General features: G+C 62.3%; 18 protein-coding genes. 8 read left to right on the top strand and 10 right to left on the bottom strand.

The genetic code is table 11. From position 1 onward, the window contains the following. Positions 1-47 precede the first annotated feature (47 nt). The 8 genes from rseP to rpsB all read right to left on the bottom strand — a co-directional run bounded on the left by rseP (position 48) and on the right by rpsB (position 7,434). A complete protein-coding gene (rseP, locus tag BLR77_RS21950; protein WP_074681807.1) occupies positions 48-1,400 on the bottom strand; it encodes a sigma E protease regulator RseP in 1,353 nt (450 codons plus the stop codon). A 54-nt stretch (positions 1,401-1,454) separates the two neighbouring features. Next, complete coding sequence (gene ispC / locus BLR77_RS21955; protein WP_074681809.1) at positions 1,455-2,639, bottom strand: 1-deoxy-D-xylulose-5-phosphate reductoisomerase; 1,185 nt, start codon at positions 2,637-2,639, stop codon at positions 1,455-1,457. Then, positions 2,636-3,451 carry a phosphatidate cytidylyltransferase gene (locus BLR77_RS21960; RefSeq protein WP_074681811.1) on the bottom strand — a complete coding sequence of 272 codons (816 nt, stop codon included), beginning with the start codon at positions 3,449-3,451 and terminating at the stop codon, positions 2,636-2,638. Before BLR77_RS21960 ends, ispC begins: the two co-directional genes overlap by 4 nt. Then, positions 3,451-4,197, bottom strand: a complete 747-nt coding sequence (gene uppS / locus BLR77_RS21965; protein ID WP_074681813.1) for a polyprenyl diphosphate synthase — start codon at positions 4,195-4,197, stop codon at positions 3,451-3,453. The genes BLR77_RS21960 and uppS overlap by 1 nt, the downstream gene beginning before the upstream one ends. Before the next feature lie 17 nt (positions 4,198-4,214). Beyond that, positions 4,215-4,772 (bottom strand): ribosome recycling factor, encoded by a 558-nt coding sequence (frr, locus tag BLR77_RS21970; protein ID WP_074681815.1) that lies wholly within the window; start codon positions 4,770-4,772, stop codon positions 4,215-4,217. Continuing rightward, positions 4,769-5,512: a UMP kinase gene (gene pyrH, locus BLR77_RS21975; RefSeq protein ID WP_004424012.1), complete on the bottom strand. Its 744-nt coding sequence runs from the start codon at positions 5,510-5,512 to the stop codon at positions 4,769-4,771. Before pyrH ends, frr begins: the two co-directional genes overlap by 4 nt. A gap of 185 nt (positions 5,513-5,697) precedes the next feature. Then, positions 5,698-6,561: a translation elongation factor Ts gene (gene tsf / locus BLR77_RS21980; RefSeq protein WP_074681817.1), complete on the bottom strand. Its 864-nt coding sequence runs from the start codon at positions 6,559-6,561 to the stop codon at positions 5,698-5,700. A 129-nt stretch (positions 6,562-6,690) separates the two neighbouring features. Beyond that, positions 6,691-7,434, bottom strand: a complete 744-nt coding sequence (gene rpsB / locus BLR77_RS21985) for a 30S ribosomal protein S2 (RefSeq protein ID WP_074681819.1) — start codon at positions 7,432-7,434, stop codon at positions 6,691-6,693. A gap of 282 nt (positions 7,435-7,716) precedes the next feature. On the opposite strand from rpsB, the gene map reads away from it, so the two are divergent. The 8 genes from map to BLR77_RS22025 all read left to right on the top strand — a co-directional run bounded on the left by map (position 7,717) and on the right by BLR77_RS22025 (position 16,638). Continuing rightward, positions 7,717-8,499, top strand: a complete 783-nt coding sequence (gene map / locus BLR77_RS21990) for a type I methionyl aminopeptidase (RefSeq protein ID WP_045735080.1) — start codon at positions 7,717-7,719, stop codon at positions 8,497-8,499. Positions 8,500-8,584: 85 nt separating this feature from the next. Further along, positions 8,585-11,284: a [protein-PII] uridylyltransferase gene (locus tag BLR77_RS21995; RefSeq protein WP_074681821.1), complete on the top strand. Its 2,700-nt coding sequence runs from the start codon at positions 8,585-8,587 to the stop codon at positions 11,282-11,284. 37 nt (positions 11,285-11,321) lie between these two features. Next, the gene (gene dapC / locus BLR77_RS22000) at positions 11,322-12,518 is read left to right on the top strand and encodes a succinyldiaminopimelate transaminase (RefSeq protein ID WP_074681823.1); all 1,197 of its coding nucleotides are present in this window, start codon (positions 11,322-11,324) and stop codon (positions 12,516-12,518) included. A gap of 304 nt (positions 12,519-12,822) precedes the next feature. Further along, a complete protein-coding gene (locus BLR77_RS22005; protein WP_074681825.1) occupies positions 12,823-13,170 on the top strand; it encodes an ArsC family reductase in 348 nt (115 codons plus the stop codon). A 36-nt stretch (positions 13,171-13,206) separates the two neighbouring features. Beyond that, positions 13,207-14,241: a 2,3,4,5-tetrahydropyridine-2,6-dicarboxylate N-succinyltransferase gene (gene dapD / locus BLR77_RS22010; protein WP_074681827.1), complete on the top strand. Its 1,035-nt coding sequence runs from the start codon at positions 13,207-13,209 to the stop codon at positions 14,239-14,241. Between the two features lie 79 nt (positions 14,242-14,320). Further along, complete coding sequence (locus BLR77_RS22015; RefSeq protein ID WP_074681829.1) at positions 14,321-15,526, top strand: aminotransferase class V-fold PLP-dependent enzyme; 1,206 nt, start codon at positions 14,321-14,323, stop codon at positions 15,524-15,526. Positions 15,527-15,629: 103 nt separating this feature from the next. Then, entirely contained in the window at positions 15,630-16,040 is a 411-nt protein-coding gene (locus BLR77_RS22020; RefSeq protein WP_074681831.1) for a SufE family protein, read from the top strand. 67 nt (positions 16,041-16,107) lie between these two features. Beyond that, positions 16,108-16,638: a hypothetical protein gene (locus BLR77_RS22025; protein WP_074681833.1), complete on the top strand. Its 531-nt coding sequence runs from the start codon at positions 16,108-16,110 to the stop codon at positions 16,636-16,638. A gap of 132 nt (positions 16,639-16,770) precedes the next feature. Here the strand turns inward: BLR77_RS22025 and BLR77_RS22030 are convergent, their stop codons facing one another. Together BLR77_RS22030 and BLR77_RS22035 are read right to left on the bottom strand one after the other, a co-directional pair. Next, a complete protein-coding gene (locus BLR77_RS22030; protein WP_074681835.1) occupies positions 16,771-17,232 on the bottom strand; it encodes a YehS family protein in 462 nt (153 codons plus the stop codon). 39 nt (positions 17,233-17,271) lie between these two features. Beyond that, positions 17,272-18,066 carry a substrate-binding periplasmic protein gene (locus tag BLR77_RS22035; RefSeq protein ID WP_074681837.1) on the bottom strand — a complete coding sequence of 265 codons (795 nt, stop codon included), beginning with the start codon at positions 18,064-18,066 and terminating at the stop codon, positions 17,272-17,274. Between the last annotated feature and the right edge of the window lie 130 nt (positions 18,067-18,196).

The following is an 18,196-nucleotide window of genomic DNA, read 5'->3' on the forward strand; positions in this document are numbered from 1 at the left end:
CGCTTAGGCGACACTTCTTTAAATCTCAAGAACGTATTCAGCAATGCTTACAGGCGGCTGAGGTCGTTGACCAGGGCAAGCAACATGACCCCGATGACCAGACTGATGCCGATCTGCATCCCCCAACCCTGAACCCGCTCAGACAAGGGGCGACCACGCACCCACTCGACCAGATAAAACAGCAGATGCCCACCATCCAGTACAGGAATGGGCAGCAGATTGAGAACCCCCAGGCTAATACTCAGATATGCAAGGAATTTCAGGAAATCCCCCAGCCCTGACTCAGCTGAAGCGCCCGCCACTTTAGCAATGGTTATCGGCCCACTCAAGTTTTTTACCGAGAGCTCCCCGAACAGCATTTTCTTCAGCGAATCGAGGGTCAGCAGGCTCATGGACCAGGTTTGACGCATACCTTCGACGACGCCATCGAGCGGGCCGTAGCGCACCTCGCGGAGCATCTCCGGCGGCCATTCGACGCCCTGCACGCCCGCGCCCAGGTAGCCACTGCGGGCCTCCCCCTCACCGCGCGACGCCAGGGTCAGCTGTACGTCCTGCGCTTGCCCCGCGCGCTCGAAGCGCAGCGTGACCGCCTCGCCCGGTAATGCCCTTACGCGATCGACCAGCCCCTGCCAGTCGGCAAGCGGCTCACCATCGAGCGCCAGCAGTCGATCTCCGGCTTGCAGACCTGCTGCATGGGCAGGCCCCTTGGCGTCGACCTCTGCCAGGACCGGCTCCAGCGCCGGACGCCAGGGACGGATGCCCAGCGAACCGATCGGGTCCGGCTCATCGGCACCGCGCAGCCAGTTGTCCAACTGCACCTGCTTGGACGTCTCGACGGTGGAACCCGGCTCGAGCACACGCAGGTCGAGCGTACCGCTCTCGCCCAGACGCCTTACCAGTTGCAGGTTGACCGCCGCCCAGCCACTGGTGGCCTCACCGTTGACCGCAACGATCTCCTGCCCGGCGCGCAGGCCGGCGACATCCGCCAGGCTGTCCTGCTGCACCGCGCCAATCACGGGTCGCACCTGCTGGCTGCCAAGCATGGCGACAAACCAGAAGAACAACAGCGCCAGCAGGAAATTGGCCAGCGGGCCCGCAGCCACGATGGCGATGCGCTGGCGCACGCTCTTGCGATTGAAGGACTGCTCGACAAGCTCGGGCGGCACGTCGCCCTCGCGCTCATCGAGCATCTTGACGTAGCCACCGAGGGGGATGGCCGCTATGACGAACTCGGTGCCTTGGCGGTCATGCCAGCGCACGAGCGGCGTGCCGAAGCCAACGGAAAAACGCAGAACCTTGACGCCGCAGCGGCGGGCCACCCAGAAGTGTCCGTACTCGTGAAAGGTCACCAGGACACCCAATGCGATCAGGGTGCCAACCAGCATGTACAAGCCACTCATTTCACTTCTCCAGCCGCTCTAGCTCCGGCACAAGCCAAGCCAATACAGGCGTTATCAACGACCAGCCAACCATTGCTGCGCCAGTTCACGCGCACGGGCATCGGCCTCGAATACTGCGTCGAGCGCTTCGACAGCCTGCACGGGCTGGGCGTTCAACACGGACTCAATCATACGCGCGATATCAGCAAAACGGATGCGCCGCTGCAGGAAGGCCTCGACCGCCATTTCATTAGCAGCATTGAGCATCGCCGGAGCACTGCCGCCGACCTGCGCCGCCTCACGCGCCAGGCGCAAACAGGGAAAACGCTGCTCATCGGGGCGCTCGAAATCCAGGCGACCGACGGTGAACAGATCCAGAGGTGACACGCCCGAGTCGATGCGTTCCGGCCAGGCCAGGGCATGAGCGATGGGCGTGCGCATGTCCGGGTTGCCCAACTGGGCCAGCACCGAACCGTCGATGTAATCGACCAGCGAATGAATCACGCTCTGCCGATGGATGACCACCTCGATCTGCTCGGGACGGGCATCGAACAACCAGCAGGCCTCGATCATCTCCAGGCCTTTGTTCATCATGCTCGCCGAATCGACGGAAATCTTGCGCCCCATCGACCAGTTCGGATGCGCACAGGCCTGCTCCGGCGTAACGTGTTCCAGCTCGGCCAAGGGCGTCTCACGAAACGGCCCACCAGAAGCAGTCAGCAGTACGCGGCGCACACCGACAGCCTGCAGTCCCCGTGAATAGTCGCCAGGCAGACACTGGAAAATGGCGTTGTGCTCGCTGTCGATCGGCAGCAGCACCGCCCCACTCTGCTTGACCGCCTGCATGAACAAGGCGCCGGACATCACCAGCGCTTCCTTGTTGGCCAACAGCACCTTCTTGCCGGCCTGCACCGCGGCCAGGGTCGGCTTGAGGCCAGCCGCGCCTACGATGGCCGCCATCACGCAATCGACGGCGGCATCGGCAGATACCGCACATAGCCCTTCTTCACCAACCAGCACTTCGGTCGCGAGCCCGGCCTGACGCAAATTACCCTGCAGTTCGAGCGCGGAATCGGCGTCCGGCACTACCGCGTAACGTGGGCGATGCCGCAGGCACAGCGCCTGCAGCTCCACCAGACGCGAGAAGCCCGTCAGCGCGAATACGCTGTAACGCTCAGGGTGGCGCGCGATCACATCCAGCGTACTGAGGCCAATAGAGCCGGTAGCGCCCAGCACGGTGACCTGCTGCACCATGCTCACAGCGAACCCCAGCCCGCCAGCCAGAGCAATGCTGCAAACACCGGGACGGCCGCTGTCAGACTGTCGATACGATCCAGCACACCGCCATGACCCGGCAGCAGGTTACTGCTGTCCTTGATCCCGGACTGACGCTTGAACATGCTTTCGGTCAGATCGCCGACCACGGAAATCAGCACTACCACAGCTGCACCGCCCAGAGCCAGGAGCAGTCCACCAGCGGACCAGCCTTGCTGCAGACCGACCACCAGGGTGATCAACAGACTGGCCGCGAGACCGCCATACAGCCCTTCCCAGCTCTTGCCCGGACTGACCTTGGGCGCCAGCTTGCGCTTGCCAAAGGTCTTGCCGGAGAAATAGGCACCGATATCCGCACCCCAGACCAGCACCATCACTGCAATGATCAGCGCATTGGCCTGCGGCCACTGCTTGAGCAGGATCAGCCCTTGCCAGGCAGGCAGCAGAATCAGCAGCCCGATCAGCAAGCGCCCCGGCACACCGCCCCAGTAGCGACTGCTGTCGGGATAGGTCATGACCAGAAAGGTCGCGGCCGACCACCACAGCACAGCCACCACCAGCAACACCGGCGCAACGGCCGGAACCATGTACAGCAAGCCCAGCAACACGGCCACTGCAGCCGCATAGGCCACACGCAACGACTGCGCCTCGAACCCAGCCAGGCGGGCCCATTCCCAGGCACCCAGCGTGACTACCGCACCAATGAACAGTGCAAAGGCACCGCCGTCGAGCAGGAAAAACCCGCCCAGGGCGATGGGCAACAGCACCAGCGCCGTGATGATTCGTTGTTTGAGCATTAAGAGCGCGCCTCAGCTTCCACCTGCTCGCTGGTCTTGCCGAAGCGACGCTGGCGGGTAGCGAAATCGGCCAGCGCCTTGCGCATGGCCTCATGCTTGAAGTCCGGCCAATACAGGTCGGAAAAGTACAGCTCGCTGTAGGCCAACTGCCACAGGAGGAAGTTACTGATGCGGCGCTCGCCCCCCGTACGGATGCACAGGTCGGGCAGAGGCAGGTCACCGGTAGCCAGACAGCCCTGCAGCAATTGCGGGGTGATGTCCTCAGGCTGCAGATGGCCTGCCTGCACCTCACGCGCCAGGCGCTGAGCGGCCTGGGCGATATCCCACTGACCACCGTAGTTGGCAGCGATCTGCAAGGTGAAGCGACGATTGCCAGCAGTCAGCTGCTCAGCTTCGCGCATGGCAGCCTGCAACTCGGGATGAAAACGCGAGCGATCACCGATGATGCGCAGGCTGATATCGTTATCCAGCAGCCGCTTGGCCTCACGACGCAGCGCCCCCAGGAACAACTCCATCAGCGCCCCGACCTCTTCGGCCGGACGCTGCCAGTTCTCACTGGAGAAGGCGAACAGGGTCAGCACCTCGACGCCCGACTCGGCACACACCTCGATCACCGCGCGAACCGCGTCGACTCCAGCCTTGTGCCCTGCCACACCCGGCAACAGGCGCTTCTTCGCCCAACGGTTGTTGCCATCCATGATGATGGCGACATGCCGCGGCACCGCCCCCAGCTTGTTCTTGTCCATGTATGGGCGCCCAGCCGTCAAACGGCCATCAGGTCTGCTTCTTTGACCTCGAGCGCCTTGTCGACATCACCGATGAACTTGTCGGTGATCTTCTGCAGCTCGTCAGCAGCGCGGCGCTCTTCGTCCTCGCTGATTTCCTTGGCCTTGGACAGCTTCTTCAGCTCGGCCAGGGCATCGCGACGCACGTTGCGCACGGCAACCTTGGCGTCTTCGGCAACGCCACGCGCCTGCTTGGTGTAGCCCTTGCGGGTTTCCTCGGTCAGAGCCGGCATCGGCACACGAATGGTGGTGCCGGCGCTGCTCGGGTTCAGGCCCAGATCGGAGGTCATGATGGCCTTCTCGATGGCGGCGCCGAGGCTCTTGTCGTGCGCAACGATCTTCAGGGTACGCGCGTCCTCAACGGTGATCGCAGCCACCTGATTCAGCGGCATGTCGCTACCCCAGGCCGGCACCTTGATGCTATCGAGAATGCTCGGATGGGCACGACCGGTTCGAATGGAGGCCAGGTTACGACCCAGCGCCTCCAGGGACTTGCTCATGCGCTCCTGAGCGTCTTTCTTGATGTCGTTGATCATTGTGCATCCTCCTCGATCAGAGTTCCTTCGGCGCCACCCACTACAACGTTCAGCAGTGCGCCGGGTTTGTTCATGTTGAAAACACGCAGCGGCATGTTGTGATCGCGGCACAGGCAGATGGCGGTCAGGTCCATCACGCCCAGCTTGCGATCGAGCACCTCGTCATAGGTCAGGCGCTCGAACTTCTCGGCATGCGGGTCTTTGAACGGGTCGGCAGTGTACACGCCATCGACCTTGGTCGCCTTCAGTACCACGTCCGCATCGATTTCGATGGCGCGCAGGCAGGCAGCCGAATCGGTGGTAAAGAAGGGGTTGCCGGTACCAGCAGCGAAAATCACCACCTCACCGGTCTTCAGGTGGCGCATGGCCTTGCGGCGGTCGTAATGATCGGTGACGCCGACCATGGAAATCGCCGACATGACGATGGCCGGGATGTTCGAACGCTCCAGCGCATCACGCATGGCCAGCGCATTCATCACGGTGGCCAGCATGCCCATGTGGTCACCGGTGACGCGATCCATACCAGCAGCGGACAGCGCCGCGCCACGGAACAGGTTGCCCCCACCGATCACCAGACCGACCTGCACACCGATACCGACCAGCTGGCCGACTTCCAGCGCCATGCGATCGAGCACCTTGGGATCGATACCGAAATCCTCGGAGCCCATCAGGGCCTCGCCGCTAAGTTTGAGCAGAATGCGTTTGTAACGAGGTTGGCGACCAGTTGTCTGCTGAGCCATTGCAAGTCTCTCCTGCGGCGATTTGAATTCTGTTGCAGCGTTTGCGCGCTGCGATTATCCGGCATGGAACCCATGCCGACGACCATTGTTTGCATGGCCGCCACGACATTCGTGCCCCTCTATTCGGCAAAGAGGCTGCACGCGCAAGCGGGCAGCCTCTCTGGGACAACTGGCCGAACCGCCGATTACTGCTTGCTGGCAGCAACCTGAGCGGCAACTTCGGCAGCGAAGTCGGTCTCGGCCTTCTCGATACCCTCGCCCACTTCGTAACGAACGAAGGAAACGATTTCGGCACCGGCTTTCTTGACCAGGTCACCGACCTTGACTTCCGGATCCATGATGAAGGCTTGCTCGACCAGGCTGGCTTCTGCCAGGAACTTGCTGATACGGCCTTTGATCATGTTCTCGACGATGTTTTCCGGCTTGCCGGAGATCTTCTCGGCGTTCAGCTGCAGGAAGATTTCCTTTTCCTTGGCAACCAGCTCTTCGGAGACCTGATCCGGCGAAACAACGGCCGGGTTGGAGGCAGCGACGTGCATGGCAACGTGCTTGGCCAGTTCGTCGTCGCCGCCTTTCAGGACAACCAGAACACCGATGCGGTGGCCGTGCAGGTAGGCACCAACGGTTTCGCCGGAAACAGCGGTCAGGCGACGGATGTTGACGTTCTCGCCGCACTTGGCAACCAGCGCTTCACGAGCGGATTCGCGCGAGGCGATCAGCGGAGCGGCTTCGGTCAGGTTCTTCTCGAACGCTTCGTCGATGCTTTCTTTGACGAAGGCCTTGAAGTCGTCCTGCAGAGCCAGGAAGTCGGTCTGCGAGTTGACTTCGATGATCAGGCCACGGCCACCCTCGACGCGTACGGCGATGGAGCCTTCGGCGGCAATGTTGCCAGCCTTTTTGGCAGCCTTGATGGCACCGGAAGCGCGCATGTCATCAATGGCTTTCTCGATGTCGCCACCAGCGGCAACCAGCGCCTTCTTGCACTCCATCATGCCTTGGCCAGTACGCTCACGCAGTTCTTTAACCAGGGCTGCAGTAATTTCTGCCATCTTGAAAATCCTCTCGGTAGGTCTTCAACCATTCACCCGCATGGCGGGCGATCAAATCTGTGAGTGGCAAAAAGGGGGCTTAGCCCCCTTCTTGCACAGCGCGTAACGCTAGATGCTTTGCGTTACCGCTTAGCCTTCGGCGCTCTCGGCAGCCGCGGCTTCTTCGATGAACTCTTCAGTGCCGCCGCCAGCATTGCTGCGACCACGGATCACGGCGTCGGCCATGGCACCCATGTACAGCTGGATGGCGCGGATGGCGTCGTCGTTACCCGGGATGATGTAGTCAACGCCTTCCGGGCTGCTGTTGGTATCGACGATGCCGATAACCGGGATGCCCAGCTTGTTGGCTTCGGTGATAGCAATGCGCTCGTGGTCAACGTCGATCACGAACAGAGCGTCCGGCAGACCGCCCATGTCCTTGATACCACCCAGGCTGCGATCCAGTTTTTCCAGATCACGGGTGCGCATCAGCGCTTCTTTCTTGGTCAGCTTGGTGAAAGTGCCGTCCTGAGACTGGGTTTCCAGCTCGCGCAGGCGCTTGATCGAAGCACGGATGGTCTTGTAGTTGGTCAGCATGCCGCCCAACCAGCGGTGATCGACGAACGGCGAGCCGCAACGAGCAGCTTCTTCGCGAACGATCTTGCCAGCGGAACGCTTGGTGCCGACGAACAGGATCTTGTTCTTGCCAGCAGCCAGCTTCTCAACGAAAGCCTGAGCTTCGTTGAACATCGGCAGGGTTTTTTCGAGGTTGATGATGTGAATCTTGTTACGCGCGCCGAAAATGTACTTGCCCATTTTCGGGTTCCAGTAACGGGTCTGGTGGCCGAAGTGCACACCGGCCTTCAGCATATCGCGCATGTTGACTTGGGACATGATAGTTCCTTGATAAGTCGGGTTAGGCCTCCACGTATCCCAGCTTCCAACCCTCGAACTTGTCGAAAGGCACCCAGGAAACCGTGTCGATACGTGTGTGGGTTTGAGCTTTCGGGCTTAGTGCCCGTAAAGCGGCGCGTTTTATACCACACAAAGCCGGCTCAGGCTACAAAAGCTGGCAAACAACGCAGTAACGCCCTGCAGCGGTTGCAGTGCCCTTTGGGGCTGGCACGGCGAAGCTGCTAATATATCGCCCTTTCCGTTCGTGCCCGAGAGCTTCATATGACCGTCACCATCAAATCCGCCGAAGAAATCGAGAAAATGCGCGTGGCCGGCCGCCTGGCCGCCGAAGTGCTGGAGATGATCGGTGAACACGTCAAGCCTGGCGTCACCACCGAGGAAATCGACCGCATCTGCCACGACTATATCGTCAACGTGCAGCAGGCCATTCCCGCCCCGCTCAACTACAAGGGCTTCCCCAAGTCGATCTGCACCTCGATCAACCACGTGGTGTGCCACGGCATTCCCAATGACAAGCCGCTGAAAGACGGCGACGTGCTGAACATCGACGTCACCGTGATCAAGGATGGCTACCACGGCGATACCAGCAAGATGTTCATGGTCGGCAAGGTCGCCGAGTGGGCCGAGCGTCTGGCCAAGGTCACCCAGGAATGCATGTACAAAGGCATCGAACTGGTCAAACCCGGCACGCGCCTGGGCGATATCGGCGAAGTGATCCAGAAGCACGCGGAAAAGAACGGTTTCTCCGTGGTCCGCGAATACTGCGGCCATGGCATCGGCGCGGTCTTCCATGAAGAGCCGCAGGTGCTGCACTACGGCAAGGCCGGCACCGGCATGGAGCTCAAGGAAGGCATGACCTTCACCATCGAGCCGATGATCAACCAGGGCCGCCCGGAAACCCGCCTGCTCGGCGACGGCTGGACCGCCATCACCAAGGACCGCAAGCTGTCGGCGCAATGGGAGCACACTGTGCTGGTCACCGCAGACGGCTATGAGATCCTGACCCTGCGCAGCGACGACACCCTGCCGCGCACCTCGGCCTGACCGCGACCCGTAGGGTGCGCCGTGCGCACCATTGAAGCTTGTGGTGCGCATCGCGCACCCCACCTTATATAAGGAAGGCAACTGCATGCCGCAGATGGACCCCGAACTGTTTGACCGCGGTCAGTTCCAGGCCGAGCTGGCCCTGAAATCCAGCCCCATCGCTGCATTCAAGAAGGCCATCCGCGGCGCGCATGAGGTGCTCGATGCGCGCTTTCGCGCCGGCCGTGACATTCGCCGCCTGGTCGAAGACCGCGCCTGGTTCGTCGATCAGATCCTGCAGGAAGCCTGGAAGCGCTTCACCTGGAGCGAGGATGCCGACATCGCCCTGCTCGCCGTTGGCGGTTACGGCCGTGGCGAGCTACACCCTTACTCGGACATCGACCTGCTGATCCTGCTCGACAGCAGCGATCACGAAATCTTTCGCGAGCCCATCGAAGGCTTTCTCACCCTGCTCTGGGACATCGGCCTGGAAGTCGGCCAGAGCGTGCGCTCGGTCGACGAATGCGCCGAAGAGGCGCGCGCCGACCTGACGGTGATCACCAACCTGATGGAAAGCCGCACCATCGCCGGCCCCGAACACCTGCGCCAGCGCATGCAGCAGGTGACCAGCACCGATCAGATGTGGCCGAGCAAACACTTCTACCTGGCCAAGCGCGACGAGCGCAGAGCGCGTCATGCCAAGTACAACGACACCGAGTACAACCTCGAACCCAACGTCAAGGGCTCGCCCGGCGGCCTGCGCGACATCCAGACCGTGCTCTGGGTGGCGCGCCGCCAGTTCGGCACGCTGAACCTGCAGGCCCTGGTCGGCCACGGCTTCCTGCTGGAGAGCGAATACGCCCTGCTCTCCTCCAGCCAGGAATTTTTGTGGAAGGTGCGCTACGCCCTGCACATGCTCGCCGGGCGCGCCGAAGACCGCCTGCTGTTCGATCACCAGGCCAAGATCGCCGCCCTGTTCGGCTATCAGGACGGCGACGGCAAGCGCAGCATCGAACACTTCATGCAGAAGTACTACCGCGTGGTGATGGGGATTTCCGAGCTGTCGGACCTGATCAACCAGCACTTCGAGGAAGTGATCCTGCGCGCCGGCGAAAGCGGCCCGGCCACGCCGCTGAACAGCCGCTTCCAGGTGCGCGACGGCTATATCGAAGTCACCCACCCGAACGTGTTCAAGCGCACGCCCTTCGCCATCATCGAGATTTTCGTGCTGATGGCGCAGCACCCGGAAATCAAGGGTGTACGCGCCGACAGCATCCGCCTGCTGCGCGACAGCCGCCACCTGATCGATGACGAGTTCCGCAAGGATATCCGCAACACCAGCCTGTTCATCGAGCTGTTCAAGTGCAAGGAAGGCATTCACCGCAACCTGCGCCGCATGAACCGCTACGGCATTCTCGGCCGTTACCTGCCGGAGTTCGGCCATATCGTCGGGCAGATGCAGCATGACCTGTTCCACATCTATACGGTCGACGCGCACACCCTCAACCTGATCAAGCACCTGCGCAAGTTCCGTTGGCCGGAGCTGGCGGAAAAATTCCCGCTGGCCAGCAAGCTGATCGACAAGCTGCCCAAATCGGAGCTGATCTACCTCGCCGGTCTGTATCACGACATCGGCAAGGGCCGTGGCGGTGATCATTCGGAGCTGGGTGCGGTCGACGCCGAAGCCTTCGCCCGCCGCCATCACCTGCCGGCCTGGGACAGTGCCCTGATCGTCTGGCTGGTACAGCACCACCTGGTGATGTCCACCACCGCGCAGCGCAAGGACCTTTCCGACCCGCAGGTGATTCACGATTTCGCCCAGTTCGTCGGCGACCAGACGCACCTGGACTACCTCTACGTGCTGACCGTGGCCGATATCAACGCCACCAACCCCAGTCTGTGGAATTCCTGGCGCGCCAGCCTGCTGCGCCAGCTCTATACCGAGACCAAGCGCGCCCTGCGCCGCGGCCTGGAAAACCCACTGGATCGTGAAGAGCAGATTCGCCAGACCCAGAGCGCGGCCCTGGACACCCTGGTACGTGGCGGCACCGACCCGGACGATGCCGAACAACTGTGGAGCCAGCTCGGCGACGACTACTTCCTTCGCCACACCGCCACCGACGTGGCCTGGCATACCGATGCCATTCTTCAGCACCCCAACGATGGCGGCCCGCTGGTGCTGATGAAGGAAACCACCCAGCGCGAGTTCGAGGGCGGCACGCAGATCTTCATCTACGCACCGGACCAGCACGACTTCTTCGCCGTGACCGTGGCTGCGATGAGCCAGCTCAACCTGAACATTCACGACGCGCGGATCATCACCTCCACCAGCCAGTTCACCCTCGATACCTACGTGGTGCTGGATGCCGACGGCGGCTCGATCGGCAACAACCCGGCACGCATCCAGCAGATTCGCGAAGGCCTGATCGAAGCGCTGAAGAACCCGGACGACTACCCGACCATCATCCAGCGCCGCGTACCGCGCCAGCTCAAGCATTTCGCCTTCGCGCCGCAGGTGACCATCCACAACGACGCGCAGCGCCCGGTGACCATCCTCGAACTGACCGCACCGGACCGGCCCGGCCTGCTGGCGCGGATCGGGCGAATCTTCCTCGAATACGACCTGTCGCTGCAGAACGCCAAGATCGCCACCCTCGGCGAGCGCGTCGAGGACGTATTCTTCGTCACCGATGCCAACAACCAGCCGCTGTCCGACCCCGAACTCTGCGCGCGCCTGCAGGAAACCATCGTCCGCCGCCTGTCCGAGCCCAGCGCTCAGCCGCAGCCCCTGCAGATCGACATATGATTGCGCCGCCCCGCTTTCCGAAGTACGCGAGATAACGATGAATCCAGCCCTCGACCAGCTCCAGCCCTACCCTTTCGAGAAACTGCGCGAACTGCTCGGCAGCGTGCAACCGGCCGCCGACAAGCGCCCGATCGCCCTGTCCATCGGTGAACCCAAGCATCGCTCGCCTGACTTCGTCGGCCAGGCGCTGACCGCCAATCTCGACAAGCTCGCCGTCTACCCGACCACCCTCGGCCTGCCGGAACTGCGCCAGAGCATTGCCAACTGGTGCGAACGCCGCTTCGGCGTGCCGACTGGCTGGCTCGATGCCGCGCGCCACGTGTTGCCGGTCAATGGCACGCGCGAAGCCCTGTTCGCCTTCACCCAGGCGGTGGTCGACCGCAACGCCAAGGGCCTGGTCGTCAGCCCCAACCCCTTCTATCAGATCTATGAAGGCGCAGCGTTCCTCGCCGGTGCCGAGCCGCACTACCTGCCGTGCCTGGAAGCCCACGGCTTCAATCCGGACTTCGATGCAGTGCCGACAGAAGTCTGGCAGCGCTGCCAGATTCTGTTCCTCTGCTCGCCAGGCAACCCCACCGGCGCTCTGATCCCGGTCGAGACGCTGAAGAAACTGATCGCCCTGGCCGACGAGCATGACTTCGTCATCGCCGCTGACGAGTGCTACAGCGAACTGTACTTCGATGAAGACGCACCACCGCCCGGTCTGCTCAGCGCCTGCGCCGAACTCGGCCGTAGCGACTTCAAACGTTGCGTGGTGTTCCACAGCCTGTCCAAGCGCTCCAACCTGCCGGGTCTGCGCTCGGGCTTCGTCGTCGGCGACGCCGAGATCCTCAAGCACTTCTTGCTGTACCGCACCTACCACGGCTGCGCCATGCCGGTCCAAACCCAACTGGCCAGCGTGGCGGCCTGGAACGACGAGGCGCACGTACGCGCCAACCGCGACCTGTACCGTGAGAAGTTCGCTGCCGTGCTGGACATCCTCGCCCCCGTGATGGACGTGCAGCGCCCCGATGGCGGTTTCTACCTGTGGGCGCGCACGCCGGGTGACGACACCCTGTTCACCCGCGACCTGTTCGCCAGCGAGCACGTCACCGTGGTGCCCGGCTCGTACCTGTCGCGTGAAGTGAATGGCGTCAACCCAGGTGCCGGCCGCGTGCGCATGGCGCTGGTGGCACCATTGGCCGAATGCATCGAGGCCGCCGAACGCATCGCCCGCTTCATCCGCAGCGCCTGAACTGCTTCAACAGTCGCGGCTAAAGCCCCTCCCACAGCTAATTGATTTGTAGGAGGGGCTTTAGCCACGAGCCTCTGACTTCGTAGCCCGGATGCAATCCGGGGATAGCCCGCCTATGGGGTCCCGGATTGCATCCGGGCTACGCGTATCTGGCGGCTCAGTTCATCAGATCGTCTCACCGTGGCGGTTGCCAGCCCTGCAACACATCGCAGCGACAGCCTCCGCCACGCCAGGATGCGACGTGGCATAATGGCCCGCTATATTTACCGGACCTTCCGGCACGCCACTCATCAGAGGAAGATCAATGAGTTACGTCCTGTATGGCATCAAGGCCTGTGACACGATGAAAAAGGCCAGAACCTGGCTCGATGAACACCAGGTCGACTATGCCTTTCACGACTACAAGAGCGTCGGAATCGACCGTGCAAACCTGGAAAAGTGGTGCAACGAGCATGGCTGGCAGACCGTCCTGAACCGCGCTGGCACCACCTTCCGCAAGCTGGATGACGCGCACAAAGCCGATCTCGACCAGGCCAAAGCCATCGAACTGATGCTGGCCCAACCGTCGATGATCAAGCGCCCGGTACTCGATCTGGGCAACAAGACCCTGGTCGGCTTCAAACCGGATAACTACCAAGCCGCGCTGGCCTGATCACTCTCACCCGATTTCGTTGCAAGGAACCCATCTATGAGCACCTCCCTCTTCAGCATCGCCTTTGGTGTTGGCACCCAGAACCGCCAGGGCAACTGGCTGGAAGTCTTCTACGCCCTGCCGCAGCTCAACCCGACCAGCGAGCTGGTGGCCAAGGCCGCCGAGAAGCTCGGCTATCAGGGCGGCAACCAGGCCATCGCCTTCACCAGCACACAGGCTGCTGACCTGGCCGAAGCGCTGAAAGGCGTGGACGCCGCCCAGTCGGCGCTACTGACCCGCCTGGCCGAAAGCCACAACCCACTGGTCGCCACCTTCCTGGCTGAAGATGCTGCGCTGACCAGCACCCCCGAGGCCTACCTCAAGCTGCACCTGCTGTCGCATCGCCTGGTCAAGCCGCACGGCCTGAGCCTGGCCGGCATCTTCCCGCTGCTGCCCAACGTCGCCTGGACCAGCCAGGGCGCCGTCGACCTGAACGAACTGGCTGAACGTCAGCTGGAAGCGCGCCTGAAGGGCGAGCTGCTGGAAGTGTTCTCGGTGGACAAGTTCCCGAAAATGACCGACTACGTGGTGCCGGCCGGCGTGCGTATCGCAGACAGCGCCCGCGTGCGCCTGGGCGCCTACATCGGCGAAGGCACCACGGTGATGCACGAAGGTTTCGTCAACTTCAACGGCGGTACCGAAGGCCCAGGCATGATCGAAGGTCGCGTCTCCGCTGGCGTGTTCGTCGGCAAGGGTTCGGACCTGGGCGGCGGCTGCTCGACCATGGGCACCCTGTCCGGCGGTGGCAACATCATCATCAGCGTCGGCGAAGGCTGCCTGATCGGCGCCAACGCCGGTATCGGCATCCCGCTGGGCGACCGCAACACCGTCGAAGCCGGCCTGTACATCACCGCCGGCACCAAGGTGAACCTGCTCGACGAGGGCAATGCCCTGGTCAAGGTGGTCAAGGCACGCGAACTGGCTGGCCAGGCGGACCTGCTGTTCCGTCGCAATTCGCTGACCGGCGCCGTGGAGTGCAAGACCCACAAGTCGGCCATCGAGCTGAACGAAGCCCTGCACGCCCACAACTGATCCCGCGTAGGGTGCGCCGTGCGCACCGCTCAGCCATGCGACCTGGTGCGCATGGCGCACCCTACGGGATAGGCTCCCCATGTCACTGATCTCCCCCTGGCGTGCCGATTTTCCCGGCATTCTCGCCCTCGAAGCCGAGGGCCAGACCTATCTGGACAGCGCCGCCACCGCGCAGAAACCGCAGGCGGTGCTGGACGCCCTGCTCGGCTACCTGGCCAGCGGCGTGGCCAACGTGCACCGTGCCCAGCACCTGCCGGGCGAGCGCGCCACCCGCGCCTTCGAGGCCACACGCAGCAAGGCCGCGCAGTGGCTGAATGCGGCCCGCAGTGAGGAGATCATCTTTACCCGCGGTAGCACCGAATCGCTCAACCTGCTTGCCTATGGCCTGGAACATCTGCTGCAGCCCGGCGAGCAGATTGTCATCAGCGCGCAGGAGCACCACGCCAACCTGCTGCCCTGGCAGCAAGTGGCCAAGCGCCGCAATCTCGAGTTGGTGGTATTGCCACTGGATAACACCGGCAGCATCGACCTGCAGCAAGCGGCTCGCCTGATCGGCCCGCGTACGCGCCTGCTGGCCGTCTCGCAGCTGTCCAACGTACTCGGGCGCTGGCAAGCGCTGACCGAGCTGCTGACCCTGGCCCGCACGCAAGGCGCACTAACTGTGGTCGACGGCGCCCAGGGCGCGGTGCATGGTCGTCATGACATGCAGGCGCTGGGTTGCGACTTCTACGCGTGCTCCTCGCATAAGCTCTACGGTCCGGATGGCGTCGGCCTGCTTTACGGGCGGGGTGCAGCGCTGGCGAAGTTGCAGCATTGGCAGTTCGGCGGCGAAATGGTGCTCGACGCCGACTACCACAAAGCGCACTTTCGCCCGGCGCCGCTGGGCTTCGAGGCCGGCACACCCGCGGTTTCTGCGGTCATCGCCCTGGGCGCTGCACTGGATTGGTTGAGCAGCCTGGATCACCTGACCGTGGCCCAGCACGAAGCGGCTCTGCATGCCGAACTGCTGGCCGGCCTGCAAAGACGTGACGGTGTTCGCCTGCTTGGCCAGCCTCAGTTGGCGCTGGCCAGCTTTTGCGTCGACGGCGTACATAACGCCGACCTGGCTCATCTGCTCAGCGAGCAGGGCATCGCCGTGCGCGCCGGGCATCACTGCGCCATGCCACTGATGAAAGGCCTGGGTCTGAGTGGTGCCATCCGCGTCTCGCTCGGCCTGTACAACAACGGCGAGGACCTGCAGCGATTCTTCAGCGCCCTGGATAGCGCCCTGGAACTGCTGCGATGAAATGCCGCCAACGGCTTTTCGTAGGAGCGGCTTCAGCCGCGAATATCGGCACTAGGACCATCGCGGCTGAAGCCGCTCCTACATGCTACGGGAGGCTCTCGCCATGAGCTTGTCAGTCGCCGCCCAACAAGCGCTCGACGCCTTCAGCGCCTGCCCCGGCTGGGAGCAGCGCGCGCGCCTGTTGATGCAATGGGGCGAACGCCTGGAACCATTGAGCGATGCCGAACGCGTCAACGAACACCGCGTGCATGGCTGCGAGAGCCTGGTCTGGCTGGTGGCAGAGAAAGAGGATGGCATCTGGCATTTCCGCGCCGGCAGCGACGCCCGCCTGCTGCGCGGCCTGCTTGCCATATTGCTGGCCCGGGTCGATGGACTTAGCGGTGACAAACTGGCAGCGCTCGACCTGGTCGACTGGTTCAACCAGTTGGGCCTGCAACGACAGCTCTCGCCGTCACGCAGCAATGGTCTCAATGCGGTGCTGCAGCGTATGCGAGAACTGGCGCAAGAAAGCTAGAAGCAGGTTCGGCCTCGCCCGGCGTCGATAATGTATGCTCGCCTCCCCCGAACTCATGGAGCGAGTCATGCCTATTTTTATCCGCGTAGGGCTAGCCGCCCTGCTTAGCATCGCCTTGGTTTACGTCGGCCCACAGTTGCTTGGAGGAATGCTGGCATTTCTGCCGGACGCCTTCTACGAGGCGCTACCGATGCATCCCTTCATCTTGATCCTGCTCTTGTCCGGCCTGCTTGCCGGGATTTGCCTGGCGCTGATGGCTCCGAATCGGCGCCTCGTCACCAGCGGCTTGGTCGCATTCGGCTTGATCGCCCTGGGCAGCATCAGTTTTTACAACAATCTATGCAGCCCAGAAGAAACGCAGCGTATCCATGATGACTGGGCCGCCATACCCCAGTACAACTTGGGACAACCGCTGGATCAGCAACCTTTGCAGTTCGGTGCGCTCAACAGCGTCAGCTACGACTGCCTATTGCCTGAGACTGGCTGGGACAGCGCAGGCGCCATCGCTGGGGATCTGCTGACCAGCTTTCTGGGGGTAGCCTTGGGCATATTGCTGGTCCCGCGCCGCCGGCAGCGGCCAACCCCCGAAATCATCTAGGGAAACTCTGAAAAAGCCGTCATTCCCGCGCAGGCGGGAATCCAGGACCTGCGAATTTCCTAGGCTCCCGCATTCGCGGGAGTGACGAAAACTGCTTTTCCAGTACATCCCTAGGCAATGTGCAGCAGGGATTCAGCCCCGCTCGCGCAGCGTCAGCCCCCGCAGAAAATTGCGCAGGATCTGGTCGCCGCACTCGCGAAAATGCTTGTGACCCGGTGCGCGAAACAGAGCGCTGAGCTCGGTCTTGGTCATCGGCAGGTCAGCCAATTGCAGAATCACCTGGATATCGTCGTCACGCAGCTCGAAGGCCACGCGCAGCTTCTTCAGGATGAGGTTGTTGCTCAGGCGCTTTTCCACCGGCAGACGCGGACGGCTGTCGTCCTTGCCGCGCTTGTGGAACACCAGGCCTTCGAGCACGTGCGCCAGCAGCACATCGCTGCAGGATCGATAACCGGGTTCGTCCTCACGCAGCAGGCAGGCCGGGATCAGACCCGGCTCGACGGGATAATCCGCCAACCGGCAAAGCTCTTCCAGCTTGTCATCGCTGACATCCAGCAGATAGCGCAGGCTGCGCAGTACATCGTTATTGAGCATGCAGAAAACTCTTGGAGGAAGGAGGTAGGCAGGTGCGCCTCAGTCGCGCACCGTCTGAGCCGAGGCGCTGGGTTTCCAGTCATCGGCGTTACCGGAATTTAGCGCCTGCTGCAGGCGCTGCAGGTCACCACGCTCGGCAAAGTCACCCAACCTGGCATTGAACAGGCGCAACAACTTGGCGCTCTCGGTATCGCCCTTGCGAAACAGCAAGCGCAGCGGCTCGGTATTCAACTGCCGCGGATGATGCACGATATTACCGCCATCTTCTGGAAACAAACGACGCAACATGGCATAGCCAACAGCACGATCCTGTGGATGCAGGTCGATGCGCCCCAACTCCAGAAGACGAAAGCTGGTGTCTTCCTTGCCATTCTGCTCGACGCTCAGGCGGCCGGCCTGCAGCGCTTCGTCGAACGCCGGGCCGTACGAATAACCCAGAGTCGTGCCGATGTGATACTTCAGCAAGTCCTCGACCGAGGTCCAGTCGAACGCCTGGTCGCGACGATGGAACAGGACGATTTCCCCGCGCACCAGCGGGTCACTACAAATGCCGTAATTGAGCCGACTGGGGCTGCAGCTATAGGGCATGATCGCGTGCAATTGGCCCTGCTGCAGCATCAGTACGTTACGGTCCCAGGGATGGAAGATGAACTCGACCTGATAACCCTCTTCAGCGAACACCGCGCTGATCAGGCGCGCCAGAGCGCCACCATCACTACGCTCCTGATCGACATAAGGCGCCCAGTCACCGGTGCCGATACGCAGCTTTCGCGCTTCGGCCTGAACGGGCCCCAGGGCTACCAGCAAAATGGGCAACGTCAGGGAGGCGAGCATCCGTGCCCAGCGTCTTCTCAGCGCGACGCTACAAAACAGGTACGACACAAATCACCTCTGATACGAATCATGTTCGACCTATCCCTGTCGGCTACCGCAACCTCTCCCCTCGACCCAGCATAGTCAAACG

Source organism: Ectopseudomonas alcaliphila (assembly GCF_900101755.1).
Lineage (GTDB): Bacteria > Pseudomonadota > Gammaproteobacteria > Pseudomonadales > Pseudomonadaceae > Aquipseudomonas > Aquipseudomonas alcaliphila.

Coding starts and splice junctions, on each gene's coding strand:
- rseP (WP_074681807.1), bottom strand. CDS start 1,400: ATGAGTGGCTTGTACATGCTGGTTGGCACCCTGATCGCATTGGGTGTC.
- BLR77_RS22020 (WP_074681831.1), top strand. CDS start 15,630: ATGAGCTTGTCAGTCGCCGCCCAACAAGCGCTCGACGCCTTCAGCGCC.
- BLR77_RS21960 (WP_074681811.1), bottom strand. CDS start 3,451: ATGCTCAAACAACGAATCATCACGGCGCTGGTGCTGTTGCCCATCGCC.
- tsf (WP_074681817.1), bottom strand. CDS start 6,561: ATGGCAGAAATTACTGCAGCCCTGGTTAAAGAACTGCGTGAGCGTACT.
- rpsB (WP_074681819.1), bottom strand. CDS start 7,434: ATGTCCCAAGTCAACATGCGCGATATGCTGAAGGCCGGTGTGCACTTC.
- dapD (WP_074681827.1), top strand. CDS start 13,207: ATGAGCACCTCCCTCTTCAGCATCGCCTTTGGTGTTGGCACCCAGAAC.
- dapC (WP_074681823.1), top strand. CDS start 11,322: ATGAATCCAGCCCTCGACCAGCTCCAGCCCTACCCTTTCGAGAAACTG.
- BLR77_RS22035 (WP_074681837.1), bottom strand. CDS start 18,066: ATGCTCGCCTCCCTGACGTTGCCCATTTTGCTGGTAGCCCTGGGGCCC.
- BLR77_RS22030 (WP_074681835.1), bottom strand. CDS start 17,232: ATGCTCAATAACGATGTACTGCGCAGCCTGCGCTATCTGCTGGATGTC.
- BLR77_RS22025 (WP_074681833.1), top strand. CDS start 16,108: ATGCCTATTTTTATCCGCGTAGGGCTAGCCGCCCTGCTTAGCATCGCC.
- map (WP_045735080.1), top strand. CDS start 7,717: ATGACCGTCACCATCAAATCCGCCGAAGAAATCGAGAAAATGCGCGTG.
- frr (WP_074681815.1), bottom strand. CDS start 4,772: ATGATCAACGACATCAAGAAAGACGCTCAGGAGCGCATGAGCAAGTCC.
- BLR77_RS22015 (WP_074681829.1), top strand. CDS start 14,321: ATGTCACTGATCTCCCCCTGGCGTGCCGATTTTCCCGGCATTCTCGCC.
- uppS (WP_074681813.1), bottom strand. CDS start 4,197: ATGGACAAGAACAAGCTGGGGGCGGTGCCGCGGCATGTCGCCATCATC.
- pyrH (WP_004424012.1), bottom strand. CDS start 5,512: ATGGCTCAGCAGACAACTGGTCGCCAACCTCGTTACAAACGCATTCTG.
- BLR77_RS22005 (WP_074681825.1), top strand. CDS start 12,823: ATGAGTTACGTCCTGTATGGCATCAAGGCCTGTGACACGATGAAAAAG.
- BLR77_RS21995 (WP_074681821.1), top strand. CDS start 8,585: ATGCCGCAGATGGACCCCGAACTGTTTGACCGCGGTCAGTTCCAGGCC.